The sequence below is a fragment of the Dokdonella sp. GW821-FHT11D02 genome, assembly GCF_058808595.1.
Map to the genome: position 1 here is coordinate 3,036,217 of NZ_CM179520.1, position 24,249 is coordinate 3,060,465.

Below are 24,249 nucleotides of genomic sequence, written 5' to 3' on the forward strand. Positions count from 1 at the left end.
CCCATGCTCGACCGACTGCTTGCGAAGAAGACCGACTTCTCCACCTACGAGGACGGCGGTCCGTCCTTAAAGCGCACGCTCGGTCCCTGGGGTCTGACCGCCCTCGGCATCGGCGCGGTGATCGGCGGCGGCATCTTCGTCATCACCGGCCAGGCCGCGGCCGGACACGCGGGACCGGCGATCATCCTGTCGTTCGTGATCGCCGCGATCTGCTGCAGCTTCGCCGCGATCTGCTATGCCGAATTCGCGACCTTGATCCCGATGTCCGGCAGCTCCTACTCCTACGCCTACGCCACGCTCGGCGAAGGCGCCGCCTGGTTCATCGGCTGGAACATGGTGCTCGAATACGGCGTGTCTGCTTCTGCTGTCGCAGTTAGCTGGACCGGCTACTTCACCAGCCTGCTGCAGCACTTCGACATCGTGTTGCCGGCGGCGCTGACCAATGCGCCGATCGCGTTCCAAGACGGGCATCTGGTCACCACCGGCGCGCTGTTCAATTTACCGGCGGTGGCGATCGTGCTGGCGCTGACCTGGCTCTGCTACGTCGGTATCCGCGAATCGAGCGGCGCCAATATCGCGATGGTGGTGCTGAAGATCGGCTTGATCCTGATCGTGATCGTCGCCGGCTGGAAATACGTCAACCCCGACCTATGGCACCCGTTCATTCCGGAGAACCAAGGCGGCGACAAATACGGCTGGTCCGGCGTGCTGCGCGCGGCCTCGATGGTGTTCTTCGCCTACATCGGTTTCGAGGCGACCTCGGTCGCGGCGCAGGAAGCGAAGAACCCGCAGCGCGACCTGCCGATCGGCACGATCGCCTCGCTCGCCATCTGCACCGTGCTCTACATCGGCATGGCCGCGGTGCTGACCGGCCTGTTGCCGTACGACCAGCTCGGCACCACCGAGCCGGTCGTAACCGCGGTGAAGGCGCATGCGGAACTGGCCTGGCTGCGCGTGGTGGTCGAGCTAGGCGCCTTGATCGGCCTGTCCTCGGTGGTGCTGGTGATGATCATCGCGCAGCCGCGCATCTTCATGATCATGGGCCGCGACGGCCTGCTGCCGCCGGTGTTCGCCAAGATCCATCCGCGCTATTGCACGCCGCACATCAACACCGTCATCACCGGCATCGGCATCGCTCTGCTCGCGGCGGTGTTCCCGCTCGACGTGCTCGGCGAGCTGACCTCGATGGGCACCCTGATCGCGTTCAGCGCGGTCTGCGCCGGCGTCTGGATCCTGCGCCACACCCAGCCCAACCTGCCGCGCACCTTCCGTGTGCCGTGGGCGCCGGTGGTGTGCACGCTCGGTATCCTGAGCTGCCTGCTCCTGCTCAGCACGATGAGCTGGTACAACTGGGCTCTGCTCGGCGCCTGGACCGTGATCGGCTTCGTGATCTATTTCGGCTACGGTTACCAACGCAGCAAGCTGCGCCGCGACGGTAAGTCTGCAAAGACCGCCTGAAGCACCAGCTTGGCGGCGCCGAACGGCGCCGCGATCAAACGTCCGAAGATGGGACCTCGCCGCTTGCGCCGAGGCGGCTCTGCACTTCGTCCAGCTGCGCGCGCTCGACCTGCGCCTCCGGCAAGGTCTTGCTCGTGCGCGCGCCGAGTTCGCGCAGCTTCTCGACTTGCCCGATCAGATTGCCGCGCCCGGTTTCGAGCTTGCCCGCGGCGGACGCCAGCGCATTGCGCGCCGCGTCGAGGCGGCTCCTCGCTTCGTTGAGGTCCTCGATGAAACCGACGAACTTGTCGTACAGCTTGCCGGCGCGATCGGCGATCTCGACCACGTTGCGATTGCGGTCGTCGTTGCGCCACAAGCTGGCGATGGTCTGCAACGTGGCCAGCAAGGTCGAGGTGGTGACGATGACAACCTGCCTTTCGAGCGCGAACGCATGCAGCCCGTCATCGCGATGCACCGCTTCGATGTAAGCCGCCTCGACCGGCACGAACATCAGCACGAATTCGAGCGAGTTGACCCCGGGTAGATCGCTGTAACGCTTGTCGGCCAGCTCCTTCACGTGCGTGCGCAAGGACGCCAGATGCGCGCTCAACTGCGCCCCGCGCTCGGCGTCGTCGACCGCGGCGCAATAGCGCTCGTAGGCGGTCAAGGACACTTTCGCGTCGATGACGATGTGGCGGCCTTCGGGCAGGCGCACGATCACGTCGGGCCGCGAACGGCCGCCGCTTTCGTTCTGGAAGCTGGCCTGCGTGTCATAGTGGCGTCCGCGCTGCAGTCCGGAGGCTTCCAGCAAGCGCTCCAGCACCAGTTCGCCCCAAGCGCCCTGCGTCTTGCTTTCGCGCGTCAACGCGCGCGTCAGCGCGCGCGCGTCTTCGTCGATGCGCTGGTTGAGATTCTTCAGTATGTCGATCTCGGCCTTGAGCAGCGCACGTTCGCGACTCTCCTTGTCGTACACCTCGCCGACCTGCTTCTTGAAACCGTCCAACTGCTCGCGCAGCGGACCGAGCAGGCCGCCGAGCTGGAGTTGGTTCTGCTCGGTGAACTTGCGGCTTTTTTCTTCGAGCAGGTCGCCGGCCAGCGCCTTGAACTGATCGCTCAAACTCTCGCGCACGCGCTCGAGCAGGGCGATCTTCTCGGCCGCGGCGTTGTGCTGTTCGTGCGCACGCGTGGCGGTTTCGGTCAGGCGCTGTTCGGCGCGCTGGGTCGCCTCGCGCCATTTCTGCGCTTCGGCTCGCGTTCCGGCCAATTCGGTGTCGAGCTCGGCGAGGCGCTCGAGCCGGCCGGCCAAATTCGCGCGTTCGTTGCCGAGCGCGAACAGGGTCTTGCGCTGCTCGGCCAGTTCCCGCGACAGATCGTCGTGATCGCCTTGCAAGCGCTGCGCTTCGGCGACGGCCGCGTCGCGCGCGGAACCCAACTGCACCAGCTCCGCCTCGCGGCTGGCGCGACCGGCCGCCTGCGCCTGCGCGATCCAGCGGCGCGAAAACAGCCACAACAGCAAGAAGCCGACCACGATGCCGACGAGTGCGGCAAGGCCGAGCTGAACGGGAAACGGGAAATCCGGCACGCCGCTGATCCGACAAGAAGGTCAGCGGCGATTGTGACAGCCGGCGATCTCAGTTGCCGAGATCGCGCGATCCCCGCCGGGCCTCGATCACGAGACCCGGCGAAGAGACGAAGCTGACTCAGGCCTTCTTCGCGTGACTGGCGCACCAGCCCTTGGCATTGACCGCCTTGCCCGGGAACAACTGGCACGGGCCGTACGCATCGCCGGCCTTGCCGGTGAAGAACTGGCAGTTCGCGCAATCGTCGCCGGCTTTGTAGGCTGCGTTGCCGGCGGCCTTGCTACCGTCTTCGACGTAGCTGAGCGCCTTCGCCGTTGCGTCAGTCGCCGCATCGACGTGCGGCAGATCCTGTGCAAGAGCGATTTGCGGAAGGACGGTGGCGGCGATCGGGGCGACCGCGACGGTGGTCGCGGCGAGTTTCAGGAAACGGCGTCTGGCCTGGCTTTCGGCTGGGTTCGACATGATGGCTCCTTGTGTGGACGGATGGGCGCGCGGCCCGACGAGCGAAGTTCCTAGGTTGTTGCTGCAAGAGGGACGAATGGTTGCCGCGAAAAGCGCATCGACTTTACTCCGCGTCCGAATCGAAGGCACGCCGCTGTGCGGCTTTGCCACAGACTTCGCCACGCCGGCGGCTGGCGCCGTATGAACGCGGCCGGTCATGCACCTCCGGTATAGTGAATGCTCGCCCTTCGCCTCACCGCCGCATGAGCCCAGACACCTACGTTATCGACCGCAGTCGCCTGGAAGACTGCGCACGCCAGATCGCCGAAGCCGGCCGCGACCTCGGCGCGCGCGGCTGGACGCCGGCGACCAGCAGCAATTTCTCGATGCGCCTGGATGCCGCGCACGCCGCGGTGACGATCTCCGGCCGCGACAAGGGGCGGCTCGGCGTCGACGACATCATGGTCGTCGATCTGCAGGGATTGCCGGTCGGCACCGATCAGCGCCCGTCCGCCGAAACCGCCTTGCACACGCAGATCTACCGCCGTTTCCCGCAGGCCGGCGCGGCGCTGCACACGCACTCGCGCACACAGACAGTCGCCTCGCGCCTGTACGCCGAGGCCGGCGTGGTCCGCTTCGAGGGCTGGGAGTTGCAGAAGGCGATCAGCGGCTACACCACGCACGAGAGCGTGCTGGACCTGCCGGTCTTCCCCAATACGCAGGACATGAGCGTGCTGGTGGCGCAGGTCGACGCCTGGCTCGACGCCGGCAAACCGCTGCACGGCTACTTGATCGACGGCCACGGCATCTACACCTGGGGCCTGGATATGAGCGAAACCAAACGCCATCTGGAAGCGTTCGAATTCCTGCTAGCGTGCGAGCTGGACCTGAAGACTCTGCGAGGCAAGCCATGAGCCGTCTGCGCATCTACCAAGACACCGTCGACGAAAAACCGCTGTCGGTCTATCACCAGCATGCCGAGATCGCGCGCGAGCTCGCGCAGGTCGGCGTGCGCTTCGAACAATGGGAAGCGAGCAAGCCGGTGGTGCCAGGCGCGAGCCAGGACGAGGTGATCGCCGCCTATCGCGAAGACATCGATCGCCTGATGGACGAGGAAGGCTATCGCGCCGTCGACGTGGTCAGCCTGAAGCCCGACAACCCCGACCGCGCCGCGTTCCGCCAGAAGTTCCTCAACGAACACACGCACAGCGAAGACGAAGTGCGCTTCTTCGTCGCCGGCGCCGGCCAGTTCACCCTGCACATCGGCGACAAGGTTTACGAAGTGTTGTGCGAGCAAGGCGATCTGATCGGCGTACCGGACAGCACCAAGCACTGGTTCGACATGAGCGAATCGCCCTACTTCGTCGCGATCCGCCTGTTCACCAACGTCGAGGGCTGGGTCGCCAGCTTCACCGGCAGCGACATCGCCGAGCATTTCCCGCGCATGTCGCCGCACCAGTCGGCCAAGGCCGCCTGAGGCCGCCGTGTCGTATCTGGACGAGTCGCTCGCGCCCGGCGAAACCGTCGTCGCGCGCTTCGATCTGCACTGGACCGCCAAGTGGCGGCTGATCGTGTTCCTGCTGCTGGCGATTCCGACGCTCGGCCTCGCCCTGCTCGCCGCGCTGTACGAATGGATCCGTCTGCGCTCGATCGAACAGGGCGTGACCGACCGTCGCGTCGTGCGCAAGACCGGCATCGTCAGCCGCCGCACGGAAGAACTGCGGCTTGCCTCGATCGAGACGATCGACCTGCACCAGAGCGCCTGGGGCCGTCTGCTCGGCTTCGGCAACGTGGTGCTGACCGGGCGCGGCGAAAGTTCGATGATCTTCGGCCAGCTGGCGCGGCCGCTCGATGCCAAGCGCGCTATCGAAGGCGCCTACGCCGCCGGCGTCGAGCACGGCAAGTAGCTTCGCCGCGGCAGCGGCGGCAATTCGGGCGCCTACGCTCGAACGCAACGGGGAGTGAGCGATGCTGCAACGTATCGTCGACGGCCGTACCGATCTCGTTTTCGACTACCTCGCGCAGGGTCATGCCGCGACCTCGACCGATTCGCGCGGGCGGCCGCTGATCGTCTGGTGCGCCTATCACGGCGACGTCAGCGCGATCCGCCATCTGCTCGATCGCGGCGAATCGCTGAGCGCGCTCGGCGACAATTTCGACCTCAACGGCGCCGCCTTCCACGGCCACTGGCAGCTGTGCCAGTTCCTGCTCGAGCGCGGCGCCGACGTCGATCACGCCTTGCCCGAGAGCGGCGAAACGCCGTTGCACGCCGCACTGTGCAAGGCCAACCGCCCGGCCTACGACCACGTCGTCGCAATCCTGCTCGCACACGGCGCCGATCCTCATCGCGTGACCATGCCCGGCGCCGAAACCGGCGCCTTCATGCGCGACGTGCGCACGCGCGCGGAGACGCCGCTGCATCGCGCCGCAGCGTTCGGCAGCGAGCGCAGCATCCAGCGCCTGCTCGACGCCGGCGCCCGCCGCGACGCGCGCGACATGCACGGCGATTCGCCACTGAGTTGGGCGAGCTGGCATCTGCGTCCCGCTGCGATCCTGCGCTTGCTCGCGTTCGACGGCTTCTCGATCCATCCCGCGCACGATTCGACCTACGACCACGGCAGCGGCTGGAGTTCGATCGATCCACCGGCTCTGGGTCGGCCGCACGATTGACGTCGAAAGGCGAAAGCTGTCGACTCGCCCCAACAAGTTCGCAGGAAATGTCATCGTGCGGCGACTCATGTACATCGAAAACAAGCGTAAGGGCTTGGACGGACCGAGCCGCATCGGCTGGATCGAATACTCGAAATCACGGCGGTCCTTCCGCTATGGTCCCAAGCTCCTGTCGAAATGTCCGGGATACAAGTACAACTGCGTAGACGCAGAAACGGGCGAGAGATATTGGGTTTCCGGCCCGAAGCGAAACGGTGAGGATCGGCTCTACGGAGGATTGGTGGAAATCGACGAAGATGCGAGAGACGAGTATTGGACCTGCATCCGAGAACGGCCGGAGTGCAGACACCTCAGTTCATATCGCTCACCGTAAGCTAACTGGATTTCTCGGACTTTGAAGCACTCATGACATCGATCATTCTCACCGACATCGAAGGCACCACCAGCTCGATCAGCTTCGTCAAAGACGTGCTGTTTCCCTACGCACGCGAGCGCCTGCCGGCCTTCGTCGAGACGCACGCCGACGAGGCCGAGGTGCAGCACTGGCTGCACGAAGCGGCGAAGGAAGCCGGCCTGATCTCGGCCAGTCGGCAGGAGATCATCGATCTTCTGATCGAATGGATCGACGTCGACCGCAAGTCGACCGCGCTGAAAGCGCTGCAAGGCATGATCTGGAAGGACGGCTACGTCGGCGGCGAGTACCGCTCGCACATCTACGCCGAAGTGCCGGCGCGACTGCATGCGTGGAAAGGGGCTGGCAAGCGCTTGTACGTCTATTCGTCCGGCTCGGTGCCGGCACAGAAGCTCTTGTTCGGCCATACCGAAGCGGGTGACCTGGCGCCGCTGTTCGACGGCTATTTCGACACCGAAATCGGCGGCAAGCGCGAAGTCGACTCGTATCGGCGCATCGCGAGCGAAATCGGCGTCGCACCGGCGGATATCCTGTTTCTCTCCGACATCGTGCAAGAACTCGATGCCGCACGCGCTGCCGGACTGCACACGACCTTGCTCGCGCGCGCGCCCACGCAATGCCCGCTGAACTCCGCTCATCCCTGCGTCGCCGACTTCGACGCGATCACAATAAGTTGATTCGCGGGCTTTTACGGTTCCGTTCACACAGCTCCGTTATGCTGGCTCGTGCGTGCCTCGCGTCAAGGCGGGATGGCACGTCCGTCAACCAGGAGGAATTGCGATGAACGTCTCTACCCTTGCGCGCTCCCCCTTCGCCTCGCCGCCGAGCGAGCCGCTCACCACCAATCGCCGTGGCCGCTATGCCGCGGTGATCCTCGCCCTGCTGGTGGCCTTCACGTTTGCCGACGCCGCCTTCGCCGCCAACAAGAAGACGCGCAACACGCTGATCGGCGTCGGCGTGGGCGCGGCCGCGGGCGCTCTACTCTCCAACGGCGACGCCTGGGGCACGATCGGCGGCGCGGCCGCCGGCGGCCTGATCGGCAACGTCGTGACCAAGGACCGTCACCATCGCCGCGACCGCGACTGGGATCGTCGTTACGACCGCAATCGCTACTACGACAATCGCTACGACCGTCGCGATCGCCGCCGCGATTGGGACCATCGCCGCCGTTGATCGCAACGCGCATCCGCAGCATCCGCCTGTAAACGCCTGGAGGTTTCCATGATCGCGTCCACTCGCAGTGTGCTCGTGTTCTCCGCCGCATCCTTGTTGTTCATCGGCGCCGCGCACGCGGCGCCGCCGCCCACCGCAGCGCCTGCACAGCCTGCCTCGACCGCGACGGCGGCGGACGAGGAAGACGCGGCGGAACAGAAGACGCGGCGCGACGCCTACATCAAGAAAGCGTTCGAGCGCTTCGACACCAACAAGGACGGCAACATCGACGCCGCCGAATTCCGCGTCGGGCTGGAAAGATTTCTCGATCGCCAGAGGGCCGCGTTCGATCGCGATTTCGACGAAACCGACACCAACCACGACGGCAAGCTGAGCCGCGCCGAAACGCGCAAGGGCAATCCGAATCTGGCCGAGCACTTCGCCGACATCGACGCCAACAAGGACGGATTCCTGACCAAGTCGGAAATCCGTGCCGCGATCCGCGAGCAGCAGATGCGCGCCTCGGTCGAAGGCGACGGCGAAGAAAACACCGCCTCGCCCGAGCCGTCCAAGTCCGATCTGCCCGACAAGAAGTAGTTTCTCGTTTCGCCGCCCCACCCCGAACGCGCGCCGCCCGGCGCGCGTTCGCATGTCGCGATTGGGTCGACGTTCGCCATTGCCGCGATCTTGCTAAGCTGCGCGCTGTGCTGACGCAGGCGACGATCTGCGCGCGTGCCATGCCCCGATCCACTCTCAAGTTTTTCCGATCCGCTTGAACGCACTCGCCACGACCCTGTTCGACGGCCTGCGCCTGCTCGTGCTGCGCGCGCCGCGCGGCCGCGCGATCACGGCCGGCCCCGGCGTGTTCTTCGCGCTGGTCGTACTGCACGTGCTGCTCGCTGCCGGTATCACCGCGCAGGCGCCGTGGGCGGCGTCCGATTTCGACCCCAGCGGCGTCACGATCGCGCTATCGGATGCGCTGCTCCTGCTGATCGCGGCCTGGTGGCTGGTGCGCAGCGCAGGCCGCACGGTGATCTGGGGCGCGGCTGCCATCCTGCTCGCCGCGAACGTGTTCGCCGTCGCGCTCCTGTACTGGCCGCTCGATTTCTTGCTGTCCGCGGCGGACGGCTCCGATCGCCTGTGGTTGGCCGGCCTGCTCGTGCTGGTGATCTTGCTGTGGTGGCTGCTCGCGCTGTGGCGATTCGCGCATTGGCTGGCGCCGCGCCGATTGGCGCGCAGCTTCGGCGCGGCGTTGCTGGCTTGGCTGATTTCCACCGCGGCGTTGTGGTGGTCGCTGGGCGCCTTCGTGCTGATGCCGACGCAATTGGCCAGTGTCGAGGCCGATGCCGACAGCGAACCCGCAACCGCCGATGAGCCGACGTTCGACGCCGAAAAGCTGATGTACGAGCAGCCGGCCCTGCTCGACGCGGCGCTGGCGAAGATCAAGCCGCAGACACCCGGCCGGATCGACCTTTACGTCGTCGCATTCGCCGGCGACGCGCAGGAGAACGTGTTCCGCAACGAAGCCGAGTACGTCGAACGCCTGTTCACGCAACGCTTCGACGCGGCCGGCCGCGTGCTGGTGCTGGAAAACAACGTGGCGACGCTGGCGCAGCGCCCGCTGGCGAGCTGGACCAACCTGCAACGCAGCCTCGATGCGATCGCCAAGAAAATGGATCCGGCCGAGGACATCCTGCTGCTCTATCTGACTTCGCACGGATCGGCCGAGCATGAACTCCTGGTCGATCTCGATCCGCTGCCGCTGAATCAGATCGCGCCGGACGATCTCGCCGACGCGCTGAAGACGGTGCCGGCTCTGCGTTGGAAAGTGGTGGTCGTCAACGCTTGCTATTCGGGCGGCTTCGTCGACGCGCTGCGCGACGATTCGAGCCTGATCGTGACCGCGGCGCGCGCGGATCGCACCTCGTTCGGCTGCGGCGCCGATTCGGACATCACCTACTTCGCCAAGGCGTTCCTGGTCGAAGCGTTGAACCGCACGAACTCATTCCGCGAAGCCTTCGATCTGGCGAAGACGTCGATCGCGCAATGGGAGGCGGACGAGAAGCTCGAAGCGTCCGAGCCGCAGATCGCGAGCACGCCGAGCATCGAAGCCAAGCTCGCCGCTTGGCAGCATGCGTTCACGCCGGGCGCTGCGGTGCCGTTCGTACCGGCCGCCAGCGGCGATGACGACGGCGCTGGCCCGAACGCCGACCGCACCGACGACTAAATCAGTCCGCAACGATCGGCATTCCCGCACGATCGCTAGACGCTTTACCGCGACCGCCGGTAGAGCCTGCATCAACCATGTTCAAGAAAGGCCTACGTCCGCACGCATGACCTCTAGCCGCGTGAGGCGTCTGATCGTCCCCCTGCCGGACGATCTTTATAGGATCTTTATGCCGCTGACGTGAATCCCTACGCGGCGCATATGCGCGCCGCCCTATCGTGACGCCTCGCAAAAACGAGATGTCGCCCCATGGATTTCGTCTATCTGCTCCTGCTCGCACTGCTCGTCGGCCTGACCGGCGGTTACTTGTGGTTGTGCGCCCGGCTGGAGGATCGCCGATGAGCGCCCTGCATGCTCTCGCCGCGCTGATCGCGCTGCTCTTGGCCGTCTATCTGACGCTCGCCCTGCTCAAACCGGAGTGGTTCGAATGAGCACGAACGCCTGGCTGCAATTGGGCCTGTATCTCGTCGTCCTGCTGCTGACGGTGAAGCCGCTCGGCGCCTACATGGCCGCCGTGTTCGCCGATGCGCCGACGCGCGTGCGCCGCTTCGGTGCGCCGATCGAGCGCCTGCTCTATCGCCTCGCCGGCGTGCGCGCCGACGAGGACATGAACTGGAAGCGCTACGCCGTCGCCATGCTCGCCTTCAACGTGCTCGGCCTGCTCGTGGTTTATCTGTTGCAGCGCGTGCAGCAATGGCTGCCGCTCAATCCGCAGGGTTTCGGCGCGGTCACGCCCGACTCGGCGATGAACACCGCGATCAGCTTCGCCTCGAACACGAACTGGCAGGGCTACGGCGGCGAGTCGACCATGAGCTATCTGACCCAGATGCTCGGTCTCGCCGTGCAGAACTTCCTCTCGGCCGCGACCGGCATCGCCGTGCTGATCGCGCTGATCCGCGGTTTCGCGCGCAAGTCGGCGCAAGGCATCGGCAACTTCTGGGTCGACCTGACCCGCAGCACGCTGTACGTGCTGCTGCCGCTGTCGCTGATCGTCGCGCTGCTGCTCTCTTCGCAGGGCGTGGTGCAGAACTTCAAGACCTACCAAGACGTGCCGCTGCTGCAGCCGACCACGCAGGTCGAGACGGTCAAGGACGCCGACGGCAACGCGCTCAAGGACGCCGCCGGAAAAGACCTGACGAAGGAAACGCCGGTCACCGCGCAGAGCCTGCCGTTCGGCCCGGCCGCCTCGCAGATCGCGATCAAGCATCTCGGCACCAACGGCGGCGGCTTCTTCAACGCGAACTCGGCGCATCCGTACGAGAATCCGACCCCGTTCTCGAACTTCATCGAGATGCTGGCGATCTTCCTGATCCCCGGCGCGCTCTGCTACACCTTCGGCGCGATGGTCGGCGACCGCCGCCAGGGCTGGGCGCTGCTGGCGACGATGCTGGTGATCTTCATCCCGCTGGCGATCGCATGCACCTACGCCGAACAAGCCGGCAATCCCGCCTTCACCAGCCTGCCGATCGATCAGCACGTCAGCGCGCTGCAGGCCGGCGGCAACATGGAAGGCAAGGAAACGCGCTTCGGCATCGCCGCCACCAGCCTGTTCGTGACGATCACGACGGCGGCCTCATGCGGCGCCGTCAACGCGATGCACGATTCGCTGACGCCGCTCGGCGGCCTGGTGCCGATGTGGCTGATGCAGCTGGGCGAGGTGATCTTCGGCGGTGTCGGCTCCGGTCTGTACGGGCTGATCGCGTTCGCCGTAGTCGCGGTCTTTCTCGCCGGGCTGATGGTCGGGCGCACGCCGGAATACCTCGGCAAGAAGATCGAGGCTTACGAGATGAAGATGGCGAGCCTGGTCGTGCTGATTCCGTGCGCGCTGGTCGTCGTCGGCACCGCGATCGCCGTGCTCGCGCCGCAAGGCCTTGCCGGCATGGCGAATCCGGGCATCCACGGCTTCAGCGAAGTTCTCTATGCGCTGTCGTCGGCGTCGAACAACAACGGCAGCGCGTTCGGCGGCCTCTCGGCGAACACGCCCTTCTACAACGTGCTGCTCGGCATCTGCATGTTCATGGCGCGCTTCCCGCTCGCCATCGGCATGCTCGCGATCGCCGGCTCTCTCGCCGCGAAGAAGCAGATTCCGATCTCGGCCGGCACCCTGCCCACGCACACGCCGCTGTTCGTCGTGCTGCTGGCGAGCACGGTGATCGTGATCGGCGCGCTGACCTTCCTGCCGGCGCTCGCGCTCGGACCGATCGCGGAACAGCTCTCGGTCATCGCGCGATAGGCCCTTCTCTCTCAGTCGGCGCGCACGGCGCGCTGAGCGGGGCATCTCGACGATCTCGACGACGACGCCTCTCCCTCATCCGCCCCTCCTTCTCCCACGCGGAGAAGGGAAAGCAAACGACGCACATCTGGAAACCTCATGAGCACCCTCCGAACCAGCGCCCTCGACAAGAGCCTTCTCGTTCCGGCCATCGCCGATGCGTTCCGCAAGCTGTCGCCGCGGCGGCAGTTCCGCAATCCGGTGATGTTCGTCGTGTTCGTCTGCAGCGCGCTCACCACCGGCCTGTGGCTGCAGGCGTTGAGCGGCCACGGCGAGGCGCCGTCCGGCTTCATCCTCGGTGTGACCTTGTGGCTGTGGTTCACGCTCCTGTTCGCCAACTTCGCCGAAGCGATCGCCGAAGGCCGCGGCAAGGCGCAAGCGCAAAGCCTGCGCGGTGCGCGCCGCGAAGTGGTGGCGAAGAAGCTGACCGCGCCCAAGCACGATGCCGCGGTGGCGGTTTGCTCCGCCGCCGACTTGCGCGTGGGCGACCACGTGCTGGTCGAAGCCGGCGATTTCGTGCCCGGCGACGGCGAAGTCGTCAACGGCGCCGCCTCGGTCGACGAGAGCGCGGTGACGGGCGAATCCGCGCCGGTGATCCGCGAATCGGGCGGCGACCGCAGCTCGGTCACCGGCGGCACCCGCGTCTTGTCGGACTGGATCGTCGTGCGTATCGCGAACAATCCTGGCGAAAGCTTTCTCGATCGCATGATCGCGATGGTCGAAGGCGCCAGCCGGCGCAAGACGCCGAACGAAATCGCGCTGACGATCCTCCTGGCCAAGTTCACCCTGATCTTCCTGCTCGCCTGCTCGACCCTGCTGCCGTATTCGTTGTACGCGGTGCAGAGCGCGGGCCAAGGCGAGCCGGTCACGATCACCGTGCTGGTCGCGCTGCTGGTGTGCCTGATCCCGACCACGATCGGCGGCTTGCTCTCGGCGATCGGCATCGCCGGCATGGATCGCATGATCCAAGCCAACGTGATCGCGATGTCCGGCCGCGCGGTCGAGGCCGCCGGCGACGTCGACGTGCTCCTGCTCGACAAGACCGGCACGATCACTCTCGGCAACCGCCAGGCCGTCGCGTTCCACGCCGCGCCCGGCGTCGACGAACGCGCGCTCGCCGACGCGGCTCAGCTCGCCTCGCTCGCCGACGAAACGCCGGAAGGCCGCAGCATCGTGGTGCTGGCGAAGGAACTGTGGTCCCTGCGCGAGCGCCAGGTCGCCGGCGCCGGCATCCAGTTCGTGCCGTTCACTGCGCAGACGCGCATGAGCGGCGTCGACATCGGCGAACAGCGGATTCGCAAGGGCGCGCTCGACGCGGTGAAGAAATACCTCGAAGCGCAGGGCGGTCAGCTGCCGCCGCCGGTGACAAAAGCAGCCGAGGACATCGCGCGCAAGGGCGGCACGCCGCTGGTGGTGAGCGAAGGCGCGCGCGCGCTCGGCGTGATCGAGCTGCGCGACATCGTCAAAGGCGGCATCCGCGAGCGCTTCGCCGAGCTGCGCGCGATGGGCATCCGCACCATCATGATCACCGGCGACAATCCGCTGACGGCCGCGTCGATCGCCGCCGAGGCCGGCGTCGACGACTACCTCGCCGAGGCGACGCCGGAAGCCAAGCTCAAGCTGATCCGCGACATCCAGGCCGAAGGCCGCCTGGTCGCGATGTGCGGCGACGGCACCAACGATGCGCCGGCGCTGGCGCAGGCCGACGTCGCGGTCGCGATGAACAGCGGCACGCAAGCGGCGAAAGAGGCCGGCAACATGGTCGACCTCGACTCGAACCCGACCAAGCTGATCGAGATCGTCGAGATCGGCAAGCAGATGCTGATCACGCGCGGCTCGTTGACGACCTTCTCGATCGCCAACGACGTGGCCAAGTACTTCGCCATCATTCCGGCTGCGTTCGCGAGCACCTATCCCTCGCTCAACGCGCTCAACATCATGCATCTGGCCACGCCGCAGAGCGCGATCCTTTCGGCGGTGATCTTCAACGCGCTGATCATCATCGTTCTGATTCCGCTCGCCCTGAAGGGCGTGCACTACCGCGCGATGAGCGCGGCCCAGCTCTTGCGGCGCAACCTGCTCGTGTTCGGCTTGATCGGCCTGGTGATTCCGTTCATCGGCATCAAGGCGATCGACATGCTGCTGGTCGCCTGTGGTCTTGCCTGAGGAACTCCCGATGCGTACTCACTTGCTGCGAACCGTCTACCCGTCTGCTGCCGCGATCGAACCCGATACCGGCAGCGCCGCCAACGACACCTGCTATCTCGATCCGAGCGACAGCGCCAAGGTCACGCTGAGCCTGATCGCGACACCCGCGCAGGACGAACAAGACGACTACGTGCTCGGCGGCTACGCCGGCATCTGATGCGGGCGCCGCAGCGCCCATCCCGATTCGAACAAGGAAATGCGTGTGAACAAGAACATCCTTTGCTGCACCCTCGCCTTCGCAGCGCTTGTCGAAGGCAGCAGCGCGCAGGCTGACGAGACCGCCGCGTACACGGTCAGCGGCAACGTCGCGTTGACGTCCGACTATCTCTTTCGCGGACTGACCCAGACCTGGGGCCGGCCCGCGATCCAAGGCGGCGCCGATCTGACCATGAAGAACGGCTTCGCCGCCGGCATCTGGGGCTCCAGCGTCAGCGACAAGAGCTATCCCGGCGGCTCGATGGAGCTGGACCTGTACGCGAGCTACGGGCGAGCGATCAATGAAGACTGGTCGTGGCGCGCGGGCCTCTACAGCTATCTCTATCCGGGCGCCAACCTCGACGAAGCCGGGCTGCCGTCGCGCTCGTTCAATACGGTCGAAGCGAACTTCGCGCTGACGTGGAAGCAATGGACGCTGAAGTGGAACCGCTCGCTGACCGACTACTTCGCCGTCGATCGCGAGCAGGGCTACCGCGACGATTCCAAGGGCACCACGTATTGGCAACTCGACGGCGCCTATCCGCTCGACGCGAAATGGACGCTGACCCTGCACGCCGGCTATACCGACTACAGCACCGAGCTACTGGTACCGACCGTCACCGGCGGACGCGATCCGAGCTATGCCGATTTCGGCCTCGGCGCGAAGTATCAGCTCAGCGAGCACTGGGCGCTGGTCGGCGTCGCCACGCATGCGACCAACTCGCGCTTTTATCGCCGCACCGCGAGCTTCCAGAACGCGAACGACACGCGCGACGTCGGCGGCACCGGCGGCTTCGTGCAGTTGCAAGGAACGTTCTGACCACGGTCGTTCCGGTTTCGCCGGAAAGACGCATCGGGAGAAGACTCATGTTGAAGATCATCCGCCAAGCCAGTGTCCTGCTGCTCCTGCTGACAGTCGTCACCGGCATCGCCTATCCGCTGGTCGCGACCGGCCTGGCCCAGGTGCTGTTCCCGCGTGCGGCGAACGGCAGCCTGATCGAAGTCGACGGCAAACCGATCGGCTCGGACTTGATCGGTCAGTCGTTCACCGATCCGAAGTATTTCTGGGGCCGCCCCTCGGCGACCTCACCGTTTGCGAACAACTCGGCCGCTTCGACCGGCTCGAACCTCGGCCCGACCAATCCGGCTCTGACCGCGGCCGCGCAGCAACGCATAGAAACCTTGCGCGCGGCCGATCCCGGAAATAGCGCACCGGTGCCGGTCGATCTGATCAGCGCGTCGGGCAGCGGACTCGATCCGCAGATTTCACCCGCCGCCGCGGCATATCAAGTAGCGCGTGTCGCCCGAGTGCGCGGCCTCGGTACGAGCGAAGTCGAGAAGCTCGTCGCGCAAGCCACCGAAGGCCGCCAGTTCGGCCTGCTCGGCGAGCCGCGCGTGAACGTGCTGCAACTCAACCTGCTGCTCGACGGCAAGCATTGAACGCACGCCGCGGCCGGGACGATCCAGCGCCGTCCCGGTCGCGGCAGGCCACCTCAGCGATCGGCCACCGGTCCGTCGGCGCTGTTGCTGTCGATGTTGAAGGTCACGCCGCCCCAAGTTTCGTTGTGTCCGCCCTGGTACTGATGCAGGCGCTGATGATTGCTCCACATCGAATCGGGCAGGCCGCTGATCCCGAACACACTGGTATTGCCGTTCCACGAAGCGATCCAGACCGCGTCGGGCGGATTGGCGATCGCCGCCCAATCGGCCGCCGCATTGGCCGGCGCGCCGTACACACCGGAGCGGTTGCCGCGTGCGTGGATCTGCGCGGTCCAGCCGTCGAGGAAGGCGCGCGCCGCCGCATTGCTGGTCGGGCTGTAGCGTTCCATGTCGTAGTAGATGACGGTCGGCGGATTGAGCCCGAGCGCGGAGGCCGCATTGGTGGCGGCGTCCGCTTCGGCCACGCCCTGCGCACGCGCGGTGGTGGTGTTGCTGCTCATCACGCCGCAGCTGGTGCAGGAACTGCCGGGTGCCTGCGGGCCGACCCAGGTCGGAATCAGCTGCCAACCTTGCGCGATGATCGCGTTGATCCAGGCCGCGTTGAGATTGGCTTGTGCGCAGCCGCGATTGCTGCCGCCGATGTAGATGTTGGCGTAGCTCCACGGCGTGTTCGTCCACCACGCCTGCATCTGGCTGGTGGTTCCGGCGGCGCATTTGTCGAAGCCCTTGCCGGTGCTATTGACCACCAGTTGCGGCGTCGCTTCATTGGATACCGCGACTCGCGGCGTAATGTCGGCGAGCGTGACGCCGCCGTCGTCGGTGGCGAGCAGACGGCTCTGTTGACTGCAGTTCGACTTGCCGTCCGCGCAATGGCCGCTGGCGACCAGCAGCCAGCCTTGCTGCGCATCGCGGAAATCGAGCGCGTTGACCGCCTCGCCCGCGGCCAGACGCTCGAAGAAGCGTGCATCGCGCGTGCTGCTGCGGCCGGAAACAACGGTCAAGGCATCGCGGCTGCTCGGCGCCACGATCAAGGTCTGCGCATCGACCACGGCACTGACAAGACCGTTGTCGGCATCAATGCCGCGTTCGAGCCGTTGTTCGCGTGCGCGCGTCCAACTGCGGCCACCGTCTTCGCTGCGATAGACGATGGCGCGTATCGCATCCGGCTCGGTCACGAATACACCAAGCGTTCCCTCGCGCCCGTCGCGGAAAGTCGGCAAGGTGTATTGCACCGCTGCCCCGACGAACGCCTTCGCATCCGGCAGCAACTGGCGCTTCCAGTGACGGCCGCCGTCGAAGGTGACGTACAGACGATCGGCAGCTGGCCCGCCGGCGAGCCAGCCGATCTCGGCGCTGACGAAACGAATCGCGTCGGCCACCGGCGGCTCCGGCAGCGCATTCCAACTCGCGCCGCCGTCGTCGGTCGCGAGCAGAACGCCGCGGCTGAAGTTCGAACTCGACGGCAGTTGCGCCATCAGCCAACCGTGCTCTTGGTCGACGAAATCGAGCGCGAGCGGACGCGCGCCCGCTTCGAGCGCGACGTCCAAGTCGCGGCTGAGCCAGCTGCTGCCGCCGTCGCTGGTCACCGCCACGCTGAACGTCGTGTCCGCGCCCGCTTGCACGACCCAGCCGTTCCACGCATCGAGGAAGTAGGTGCTCGCGATCGTGCGGCCGTCGTGCGACGGCGGCGTGATCTCGCTCCAATGCGCGCCGCGATCGACGCTGCGCAACACGTGTTCGCGTCCGGCCGCCCAGCCGATGTTCTGGTCCAGCAGCTGCATCGATTGCACCTGCAGCGGCTCGGTCGCCGTGCCAGTCGCTTGCGCGGCAGCCGCCGCGGCGATGCCGCACAAGAACACAAGCAAACGCGGACGACAGCGATTATTCCCGTTCAATTCGAACATATGCCCTCTCCTCCGGCTGGTTCGACGACTAGTGGTCCCTTCCGCCGTTCGATGCTATCCCCGCCACAGGTTCGCTCTTTGTGCGCTTCGTCAAAGCTCGGCCGCTGGTTTCGACGATCGTCGAGCCGGGCGCGTGCACGTTTCCGTCACATTCGCCAACGATTACGGCGGCCGAGCGGCGAACGATGAGCGCGTTCGCGTAAGCCGCGGCGCCGCCGTGTGACAATGCCCCATGCCCGTTCCGTCCGCGCCACGCCCCGACCCCGATGCCCTGCTCGCACGCGTGCAGGACGAGGCCGCGCGCGCCGGTCACGGCCGGCTGAAGATCTTCTTCGGCGCCACCGCCGGGATCGGCAAGAGCTACGCGATGCTCGAAGCCGCGCAGCGCCAGCGCGCCGACGGTGTCGACGTCGTCGTCGGCTACGTCGAGCTGCACGGCCGGCCGGAAACCGAAGCACTGCTCGAAGGGCTGGAGATCCTGCCGCCGATGCCGCTCGAACATCGCGGCCTCGCGCTGACCGAATTCGATCTCGACGCTGCGCTCGCGCGTGCGCCGCAGCTGCTCTTGGTCGACGAACTGGCGCACAGCAACCATCCCGGCGCGCGCCATCCCAAGCGCTGGCAGGACGTGCAGGAACTGCTCGAAGCCGGCATCGACGTTTACACCACCGTCAACGTGCAGCACCTGGAAAGCCTCAACGACGTGGTCGCGCAGATCACCGGCGTGCAGGTGCGCGAAACGGTGCCGGACAAAGTGTTCGCCGAAGCCGACGAGGTCGAGCTGGTCGACCTGCCGCCGGACGAGCTGCTCGAACGCCTGGCCGAAGGCAAGGTGTACGTGCCGGAGAAAGCGCGCCAGGCGGCGAGCGGATTTTTCCGCAAAGGCAATCTGATCGCGCTGCGCCAACTCGCCCTGCGCGCCACCGCCGATCGCGTCGACGCGGCGATGCGCGAGTACCGCGACCGCCACGCGATTTCGGCGACCTGGGCCACCACCGAGCGCATCCTGGTCTGCGTCGGACCCGATCCGCTGTCGGCGCGGCTGGTGCGCTCGGCACGGCGCATGGCGAGCGCGATGCACGCCCCTTGGCTGGCGGTCTACGTCGAAACGCCCGCACTAGTGCGGCTGCCGCAGACGGCGCGCGACCGCATCCTGGCGACCCTCAAGCTGGCCGAGCAGCTCGGCGCCGAAACCGCCAACCTCAGCGGCGAAAGCGTGCCGGCCACCCTGCTCGACTTCGCGCGCCAGCGCAACGTCAGCCGCATCATCGTCGGCAAGCCGCTGCGCGGCGGCTGGCTCGCGCGCTGGCAACCCTCCCTGGTCGACGAGCTGATCCAGAACAGCGGCGCCATCGACGTCTACGTGATCAACGGCGAGGCCGGCGACGAACGCGCGATGCCGCCGCGCGTGCCGATGCGCAGCAGCCGCTGGCCGGCCTATCTGAAAGCGCTCGGGGTGATCGCGCTGGCGACTGCGGTCGGCTCGCAGATGGTCGGCCGCTTCGAAAGCACCAACGTGGTGATGGTCTACCTGCTCGGCAACGTGCTGGTGGCGGCGCGCTTCGGACGCGGACCGTCGGTGCTCGCTTCGGTGCTGAGCGTGGCGCTGTTCGATTTCCTGTTCGTGCCGCCGCAGTTTTCCTTCGCGGTATCCGACACGCAATACCTGATCACCTTCGGCGTGATGCTGACGACGGCGCTGGTGATCAGTCATCTGACCGCGCTCGGCAAGCGGCAGGCTTCAGTCGCGCGCCAACGCGAGCGGCGCAGCGCCGAGTTGTACGCGCTCAGTCGCGAGCTGGCGCGCCGGCGCAGCGTCGAGGAGCTGGCCAAATTCCTCGTGCGCCACGTGCTCGCCAGCGTCGACGGCGAAGCCGCCGTGCTGCTGCCCGATGCCGACGGCAAGATCCTCGACCCGACTCATTTCTGCGACCGCGGCGCCGAGCGCGCGCCGGCCAGCCGCGCGCACTACCCGGTGCCCGGCAACGACCTCGGCATCGCGCAATGGGCTTACGACCATCGGCGCAAGGCCGGCCTCAACACCGACACCTTGGCCAGCGCCGGCGCGATCTATCTGCCGCTGCTGTCGCTCAAGAGTGCCGCCAAGAGCGCGCTGGCGGACGTGCGCGAAACCAACTGCATCGGCGTGCTCGGATTGCGCCCGACCGATCCGCGCCAGGTCACCATCCCCGAGCAGATGCACTTGATCGAAGCGCTGGTCAACCAGGCCGCGGTCGCGATGGAGCGCGTGCAACTGGCCGAGGCGGCGCAGGAAGCCGGCGTGCAGGTCGAGTCGGAACGTCTGCGCAACACTTTGCTGGCGGCGATCTCGCACGACTTCCGCACGCCGCTGGCGACGATCATCGGCGCCGCCTCGACCCTGCGCGACAGCACGCTGGAGCCGCCGCAGCGGCAGGTGCTGCTCGACGGCGTGCTGCACGAAGCGGAGCGCATGAACCGGCTGATCGGCAACCTGCTCGACCTGACCCGGCTCAGCGAAGGCACCCTGCAGCTGCGCCGCGATTGGGTCGCGATCGACGAGGTGGTCGGCGCCGTGCTCGCGCGCTTGCGTGAAGTGCTCGCCACGCATCCGCTCGCGCTGCAGCTCGAAGACGAGCTGCCGCTGTTGTCCGGTGACGAGGTGATGCTGGAACAGCTGCTGTCGAACCTGCTCGAGAACGCCGCGCGGCACACGCCGGCGGGCACCGCGGTCGAGGTCGCGGCGCGCGCCGACGGCGCCGATCTGCTGCTGACCGTGCGCGACCACGGTGCCGGCTTTCGCGACGGCGAGGAAGCGCGCGTGTTCGACAAGTTCCACCAAGGCGCGCACGAACGCGCGCAGAGCGGCTTCGGCCTCGGCCTTGCGATCTGCAAGGCGATCGTCGACGCCCACGCCGGCACGATCGAAGCGCGCAATGCCGACGGCGGCGGCGCCGAATTCCGCGTGCGCCTGCCGCTGCGGCCGCGCGGAGTCGGCGCATGAGTGCGGCGCGCACGAACCTGCTCTTGATCGAGGACGATCCGCAGATTCAGCGCTTTCTCGCCACCGCGCTCGATGCGCACGGCTACGCGCTGCGCATCGCCGCCGGCGGCGACGAAGGCCTCAAGCTGGCGGCGCTGCACCAGCCCGACATCGCGATCGTCGATATCGGCTTGCCGGACATTTCCGGACTCGAGGTGATCGCGCGTCTGCGCGAGTGGTATGCGCAGCCGATCCTGGTGTTGTCCGCACGCGATCGCGAAACCGACAAGGTCGCCGCGCTCGACCTCGGCGCCGACGACTACCTGACCAAGCCGTTCGGCATCGGCGAGCTACTGGCGCGCTTGCGTGTGATGCAGCGCCATCTGGCCGGGCGCGAGAACGCGAACGAAGACCCGCGCATCGAGATCGGCGACATCACGCTCGACCTCGCCGCGCGCCGCGTGCTGCGCGCAGGCAGCGACGTGCATCTGACGCCGATCGAGTACCAGCTGTTGGCGACGCTGGCGCGCCACCGCGGCAAAGTGCTGACGCACCGCCAGCTGCTGCGCGAGGTGTGGGGTGCGGCGCATACCGAATCGCCGCAGTACCTGCGCATCTACATGCGTTCGCTGCGCAAGAAGATCGAAGCCGACCCGGCACGCCCGGCCTGGCTGCTGACCGAAGTCGGCGTCGGCTACCGGCTGCTCGACGCGGCGTCCGCCGCCGACGGCTGAGGCGCCGGGGCGCCCTCGCGCGCCCCGGCGCCGAGCCCGAACACCACGATTTGCTCGTCGCGATAGACCGGTTCGCCGAGCTTCGCCTGCACTTTGGCGACGCAGGCGGTCATGTCCGGCCACGGAAGCTCCAGCCCCGGCGGCAGGGTCCACGGGTGCAGGCGCATGATCAGATACTGCGCGCCGTAAGTGGCGCCTTCGAGCAGATCGCCGAGCGGCAGCACGCGGCGGAAGCGCAGGCCGGTCGCCTTGTAGGAATACTCGTCCCACGCACCCTCGCCGCACACCGGCGAAGCCAGCGCGAACTTCAGCTTCTGCCGGTGGATTGCTTGGTACCAGGGAGCGGGCGTGTAGTTGGAGACGAAGCTGGCCGGCGTTTCGATCAGGGTCACGCTCTCGGGCGGCCGCTCGGCGAGCTGACGATAGAACGGAGACACCGGGCCGAGTTCGAGCAGGGTCGCGTAGGGATTGGCGCGTTCGTCGTAGTCGAACTGGAAGATTGCGTGGCCGATGAACTGGTTCGGCCGCGGCATAAACCAGCCCGGCATCGGCCCCAGCGCCGCCACGCCGCCGATCGCGGCAGCGGCGAGCGCGGCCGCCAGTGCTTGTACGCGCACGCGCTCGACCACCGCGACGATGCCCTCGGCGAGGAACAGCAAGAAGAACGGCAGCACCGGCACCGCGTAGCGCACCAGCACCGGCGCGTGCTGGATCCAAGCCGGCCGCGCCGCGGCGATCGCGGCGACGGCGGCGAGGGTCATGCTGAAAATCAAAGCGACGAAATCGCGGTCGCGCCGCGCGAATCGCCACGCGCCCAGGCAGAACAAGGCGAACAGCGGCACGAACAGCCAGGCGCCCGCCACGCCGAACTGAATCAAGCCGGTTCGATACAAACTCTCCAAGGTGATCGAATGCGTGCCGGTCTTGTCGGCCATCGCATGCCAGTCGTTGACGAACGGCGGTACGAACACGATCGCCAACGGCAGCGCGGTGATCAAGCCGAGTCCGATCAGCTCCGCGCATTGACGCCGCGCCTGCGGCTGCGCCAGACGGCGCAGCGCACCCAATCCGTAGTAGACGAACGGCCACAATGTGAAGGTCAGCGACAACAGGTGCAGCCAGCCGGCCGCGAACGTCGCCACGACGTACACGGCGGCCCAGCGCACACGCCGCTCGCGACCGAACCACCACGCGCGGAAAGCCAGGATCGCCAGCGGTGCGAGCAGCGCGAGCAGCGCATACGGGCGCGCCGTGCGCGTGAAATACACCAAGGTCGGCGACAGCGCGAGCAAGGTCGTCCACACCGCGCGCGTGGGCAGCGCGGCCAGCGATCGCAACAGTGGAGCCACCAGCAGCAGCGCGATGCCGGCAAGCAGCAGCGGCAGGTGCATCTGCCACTCGCTGAGCACGCCGAGGTCATACAGCCAGCGGTAGTACAAGGTCAGCGGAATGCAGTAGTCGGCCAGTCCGAAATGCGTCGCGATGCCGACCGCATCGGCGCGGATCAGCATGCGCACGGCATGCCATTCGTCGTCGATCAGCGCTTGCGAGCCGAGCTGGTAAACGCGCAGAAAGACGCCGGCGAGGATCGCCGCGACGATCAACAGCCGCCAAGGCCAAGCGGCGCCGCGCTCGCTCCGGTTCACTCGACCGCCTTCGCGCCGTCCTCGACTGGTCGCAGGCGCAACGAGGGGGCGTCGGCGAACAAACTCGGCTGCGCCAGTTTCCAGCGCCACAGCCGATAGCTCAGCCCGGTGCGCAACACGCCCAGACCGTACACGACCGAGCGATGGAAATTGATCTCGCTGGCATCGGCGAAATACTTGGTCGGACAGGAGATCTCGCCGACGCGGTGGCCGAACGCGAGTGCCTGCACCAGCATCTGGTTGTCGAACACGAAGTCGTCGGAATTGCCTTCCAGCGGCAAGGTTTCGAGCACGCGGCGCGAGAACGCGCGGTAGCCGGTGTGGAATTCGGACAGCTTCGAACCGAGCAGAAGATTCTGGATCGCAGTCAGCGCGCGATTGAAGAAGTACTTGTAGCGCGGCATGCCGCCGGCGATCGCGGTGTTCCCAAGAATACGCGAGCCGATCACGACGTCGTACACGTCCGAGGCGACCATCGCCGCCATCGCCGTGATCAGGCGCGGCTCGTACTGGTAGTCCGGATGCAGCATGACGACGATGTCGGCATCCGCCTGCAGCGCCAGCGCATAGCAGGTCTTCTGATTGCCGCCGTAGCCGCGATTGACGCTGTGGCGGTGCGCGCGAATGCCGAGCCGCTCGGCCACGGCCATGGTCGCGTCGTGGCTGGCGTCGTCGACCAAAAGCACTTCGTCGACGACGTCGTGCGGAATCGCCGCATAGCAGGCCGCGAGCGTCTTCTCGGCGTGATAGGCGGGCATCACGACGACGATTTTCTTTCCGTGCAGCATGCGCCAAGCAGAGTCCGGAGGGAGAACGGCGCCCTGCGTGCGGGACCTGCGGTTCCGATGCGGGGCGAAGCTGCCGGCGCTGGCGCCGGCGGCCGCGGATTCTAGCATCGCACCGTGGCAGAGCCGGATGTATGCTCGGCGGCGGCGCGCGGCCTCCCCTCGCCCGCGCTCGATCAAAACC

The 24,249-nt window shown here is 66.6% G+C and carries 22 protein-coding genes; 17 read left to right on the top strand and 5 right to left on the bottom strand.

From position 1 onward, the window contains the following. Positions 1–3 precede the first annotated feature (3 nt). On the top strand, positions 4–1,458 hold the full coding sequence (locus AC3QL3_RS12775) for an amino acid permease (RefSeq protein ID WP_492894149.1): 1,455 nt from the start codon (positions 4–6) through the stop codon (positions 1,456–1,458). Positions 1,459–1,492: 34 nt separating this feature from the next. Here AC3QL3_RS12775 and AC3QL3_RS12780 read toward each other — a convergent pair whose 3' ends face one another. Together AC3QL3_RS12780 and AC3QL3_RS12785 are read right to left on the bottom strand one after the other, a co-directional pair. Next, on the bottom strand, positions 1,493–3,019 hold the full coding sequence (locus AC3QL3_RS12780) for a DNA recombination protein RmuC (RefSeq protein WP_492894151.1): 1,527 nt from the start codon (positions 3,017–3,019) through the stop codon (positions 1,493–1,495). A 118-nt stretch (positions 3,020–3,137) separates the two neighbouring features. Further along, entirely contained in the window at positions 3,138–3,677 is a 540-nt protein-coding gene (locus tag AC3QL3_RS12785; protein WP_492894153.1) for a high-potential iron-sulfur protein, read from the bottom strand. Positions 3,678–3,721: 44 nt separating this feature from the next. Between AC3QL3_RS12785 and AC3QL3_RS12790 the strand changes: the two genes are divergently transcribed. The 14 genes from AC3QL3_RS12790 (at position 3,722) to kdpC (ending at position 16,034) form a co-directional block, all read left to right on the top strand. Then, the gene (locus AC3QL3_RS12790; RefSeq protein ID WP_492894155.1) at positions 3,722–4,372 is read left to right on the top strand and encodes a methylthioribulose 1-phosphate dehydratase; all 651 of its coding nucleotides are present in this window, start codon (positions 3,722–3,724) and stop codon (positions 4,370–4,372) included. Next, positions 4,369–4,935, top strand: coding sequence for a 1,2-dihydroxy-3-keto-5-methylthiopentene dioxygenase (locus AC3QL3_RS12795; RefSeq protein ID WP_492894157.1), 567 nt, complete (start codon positions 4,369–4,371; stop codon positions 4,933–4,935). Before AC3QL3_RS12790 ends, AC3QL3_RS12795 begins: the two co-directional genes overlap by 4 nt. Before the next feature lie 7 nt (positions 4,936–4,942). Then, complete coding sequence (locus AC3QL3_RS12800) at positions 4,943–5,365, top strand: PH domain-containing protein (protein WP_492894159.1); 423 nt, start codon at positions 4,943–4,945, stop codon at positions 5,363–5,365. Positions 5,366–5,426: 61 nt separating this feature from the next. Beyond that, entirely contained in the window at positions 5,427–6,128 is a 702-nt protein-coding gene (locus AC3QL3_RS12805) for an ankyrin repeat domain-containing protein (protein WP_492894161.1), read from the top strand. Positions 6,129–6,533: 405 nt separating this feature from the next. Then, a complete protein-coding gene (gene mtnC / locus AC3QL3_RS12810) occupies positions 6,534–7,217 on the top strand; it encodes an acireductone synthase (RefSeq protein ID WP_492894163.1) in 684 nt (227 codons plus the stop codon). Between the two features lie 103 nt (positions 7,218–7,320). Further along, a complete protein-coding gene (locus AC3QL3_RS12815) occupies positions 7,321–7,713 on the top strand; it encodes a YMGG-like glycine zipper-containing protein (protein WP_492894164.1) in 393 nt (130 codons plus the stop codon). A 48-nt stretch (positions 7,714–7,761) separates the two neighbouring features. Next, positions 7,762–8,289: an EF-hand domain-containing protein gene (locus tag AC3QL3_RS12820; protein ID WP_492894166.1), complete on the top strand. Its 528-nt coding sequence runs from the start codon at positions 7,762–7,764 to the stop codon at positions 8,287–8,289. 175 nt (positions 8,290–8,464) lie between these two features. Then, positions 8,465–9,919 carry a C13 family peptidase gene (locus AC3QL3_RS12825; protein ID WP_492894168.1) on the top strand — a complete coding sequence of 485 codons (1,455 nt, stop codon included), beginning with the start codon at positions 8,465–8,467 and terminating at the stop codon, positions 9,917–9,919. Positions 9,920–10,257: 338 nt separating this feature from the next. Next, on the top strand, positions 10,258–10,350 hold the full coding sequence (locus tag AC3QL3_RS12830) for a potassium-transporting ATPase subunit F (protein WP_380021648.1): 93 nt from the start codon (positions 10,258–10,260) through the stop codon (positions 10,348–10,350). Continuing rightward, positions 10,347–12,152, top strand: a complete 1,806-nt coding sequence (gene kdpA / locus AC3QL3_RS12835; RefSeq protein WP_492894170.1) for a potassium-transporting ATPase subunit KdpA — start codon at positions 10,347–10,349, stop codon at positions 12,150–12,152. Before AC3QL3_RS12830 ends, kdpA begins: the two co-directional genes overlap by 4 nt. Before the next feature lie 138 nt (positions 12,153–12,290). Further along, positions 12,291–14,357: a potassium-transporting ATPase subunit KdpB gene (kdpB, locus tag AC3QL3_RS12840; protein WP_492894172.1), complete on the top strand. Its 2,067-nt coding sequence runs from the start codon at positions 12,291–12,293 to the stop codon at positions 14,355–14,357. A 10-nt stretch (positions 14,358–14,367) separates the two neighbouring features. Then, positions 14,368–14,556 (top strand): hypothetical protein, encoded by a 189-nt coding sequence (locus AC3QL3_RS12845; protein WP_492894174.1) that lies wholly within the window; start codon positions 14,368–14,370, stop codon positions 14,554–14,556. A gap of 39 nt (positions 14,557–14,595) precedes the next feature. After that, positions 14,596–15,414: a TorF family putative porin gene (locus tag AC3QL3_RS12850; RefSeq protein WP_492894176.1), complete on the top strand. Its 819-nt coding sequence runs from the start codon at positions 14,596–14,598 to the stop codon at positions 15,412–15,414. Positions 15,415–15,461: 47 nt separating this feature from the next. Next, a complete protein-coding gene (kdpC, locus tag AC3QL3_RS12855; protein ID WP_492894178.1) occupies positions 15,462–16,034 on the top strand; it encodes a potassium-transporting ATPase subunit KdpC in 573 nt (190 codons plus the stop codon). A gap of 53 nt (positions 16,035–16,087) precedes the next feature. Here kdpC and AC3QL3_RS12860 read toward each other — a convergent pair whose 3' ends face one another. Continuing rightward, on the bottom strand, positions 16,088–17,938 hold the full coding sequence (locus AC3QL3_RS12860) for a glycoside hydrolase domain-containing protein (protein ID WP_492894180.1): 1,851 nt from the start codon (positions 17,936–17,938) through the stop codon (positions 16,088–16,090). Between the two features lie 232 nt (positions 17,939–18,170). Between AC3QL3_RS12860 and AC3QL3_RS12865 the strand changes: the two genes are divergently transcribed. Further along, on the top strand, positions 18,171–20,921 hold the full coding sequence (locus AC3QL3_RS12865; RefSeq protein WP_492894182.1) for a DUF4118 domain-containing protein: 2,751 nt from the start codon (positions 18,171–18,173) through the stop codon (positions 20,919–20,921). After that, complete coding sequence (locus AC3QL3_RS12870; RefSeq protein ID WP_492894184.1) at positions 20,918–21,634, top strand: response regulator; 717 nt, start codon at positions 20,918–20,920, stop codon at positions 21,632–21,634. Before AC3QL3_RS12865 ends, AC3QL3_RS12870 begins: the two co-directional genes overlap by 4 nt. Here the strand turns inward: AC3QL3_RS12870 and AC3QL3_RS12875 are convergent. Both AC3QL3_RS12875 and AC3QL3_RS12880 read right to left on the bottom strand, forming a co-directional pair. Beyond that, positions 21,595–23,280 carry a hypothetical protein gene (locus tag AC3QL3_RS12875; RefSeq protein ID WP_492894186.1) on the bottom strand — a complete coding sequence of 562 codons (1,686 nt, stop codon included), beginning with the start codon at positions 23,278–23,280 and terminating at the stop codon, positions 21,595–21,597. The two genes, AC3QL3_RS12870 and AC3QL3_RS12875, sit on opposite strands and share 40 nt — an antisense overlap. Continuing rightward, a complete protein-coding gene (locus AC3QL3_RS12880) occupies positions 23,277–24,038 on the bottom strand; it encodes a glycosyltransferase family 2 protein (RefSeq protein ID WP_492894188.1) in 762 nt (253 codons plus the stop codon). The genes AC3QL3_RS12875 and AC3QL3_RS12880 overlap by 4 nt, the downstream gene beginning before the upstream one ends. Positions 24,039–24,249: the final 211 nt, after the last annotated feature.

Coding starts and splice junctions, on each gene's coding strand:
- AC3QL3_RS12775 (WP_492894149.1), top strand. CDS start 4: ATGCTCGACCGACTGCTTGCGAAGAAGACCGACTTCTCCACCTACGAG.
- AC3QL3_RS12785 (WP_492894153.1), bottom strand. CDS start 3,677: ATGACCGGCCGCGTTCATACGGCGCCAGCCGCCGGCGTGGCGAAGTCT.
- AC3QL3_RS12790 (WP_492894155.1), top strand. CDS start 3,722: ATGAGCCCAGACACCTACGTTATCGACCGCAGTCGCCTGGAAGACTGC.
- AC3QL3_RS12795 (WP_492894157.1), top strand. CDS start 4,369: ATGAGCCGTCTGCGCATCTACCAAGACACCGTCGACGAAAAACCGCTG.
- AC3QL3_RS12805 (WP_492894161.1), top strand. CDS start 5,427: ATGCTGCAACGTATCGTCGACGGCCGTACCGATCTCGTTTTCGACTAC.
- mtnC (WP_492894163.1), top strand. CDS start 6,534: ATGACATCGATCATTCTCACCGACATCGAAGGCACCACCAGCTCGATC.
- AC3QL3_RS12815 (WP_492894164.1), top strand. CDS start 7,321: ATGAACGTCTCTACCCTTGCGCGCTCCCCCTTCGCCTCGCCGCCGAGC.
- AC3QL3_RS12820 (WP_492894166.1), top strand. CDS start 7,762: ATGATCGCGTCCACTCGCAGTGTGCTCGTGTTCTCCGCCGCATCCTTG.
- AC3QL3_RS12830 (WP_380021648.1), top strand. CDS start 10,258: ATGAGCGCCCTGCATGCTCTCGCCGCGCTGATCGCGCTGCTCTTGGCC.
- kdpA (WP_492894170.1), top strand. CDS start 10,347: ATGAGCACGAACGCCTGGCTGCAATTGGGCCTGTATCTCGTCGTCCTG.
- kdpB (WP_492894172.1), top strand. CDS start 12,291: ATGAGCACCCTCCGAACCAGCGCCCTCGACAAGAGCCTTCTCGTTCCG.
- AC3QL3_RS12845 (WP_492894174.1), top strand. CDS start 14,368: ATGCGTACTCACTTGCTGCGAACCGTCTACCCGTCTGCTGCCGCGATC.
- AC3QL3_RS12850 (WP_492894176.1), top strand. CDS start 14,596: ATGCGTGTGAACAAGAACATCCTTTGCTGCACCCTCGCCTTCGCAGCG.
- kdpC (WP_492894178.1), top strand. CDS start 15,462: ATGTTGAAGATCATCCGCCAAGCCAGTGTCCTGCTGCTCCTGCTGACA.
- AC3QL3_RS12860 (WP_492894180.1), bottom strand. CDS start 17,938: ATGTTCGAATTGAACGGGAATAATCGCTGTCGTCCGCGTTTGCTTGTG.
- AC3QL3_RS12865 (WP_492894182.1), top strand. CDS start 18,171: ATGCCCGTTCCGTCCGCGCCACGCCCCGACCCCGATGCCCTGCTCGCA.
- AC3QL3_RS12870 (WP_492894184.1), top strand. CDS start 20,918: ATGAGTGCGGCGCGCACGAACCTGCTCTTGATCGAGGACGATCCGCAG.
- AC3QL3_RS12880 (WP_492894188.1), bottom strand. CDS start 24,038: ATGCCCGCCTATCACGCCGAGAAGACGCTCGCGGCCTGCTATGCGGCG.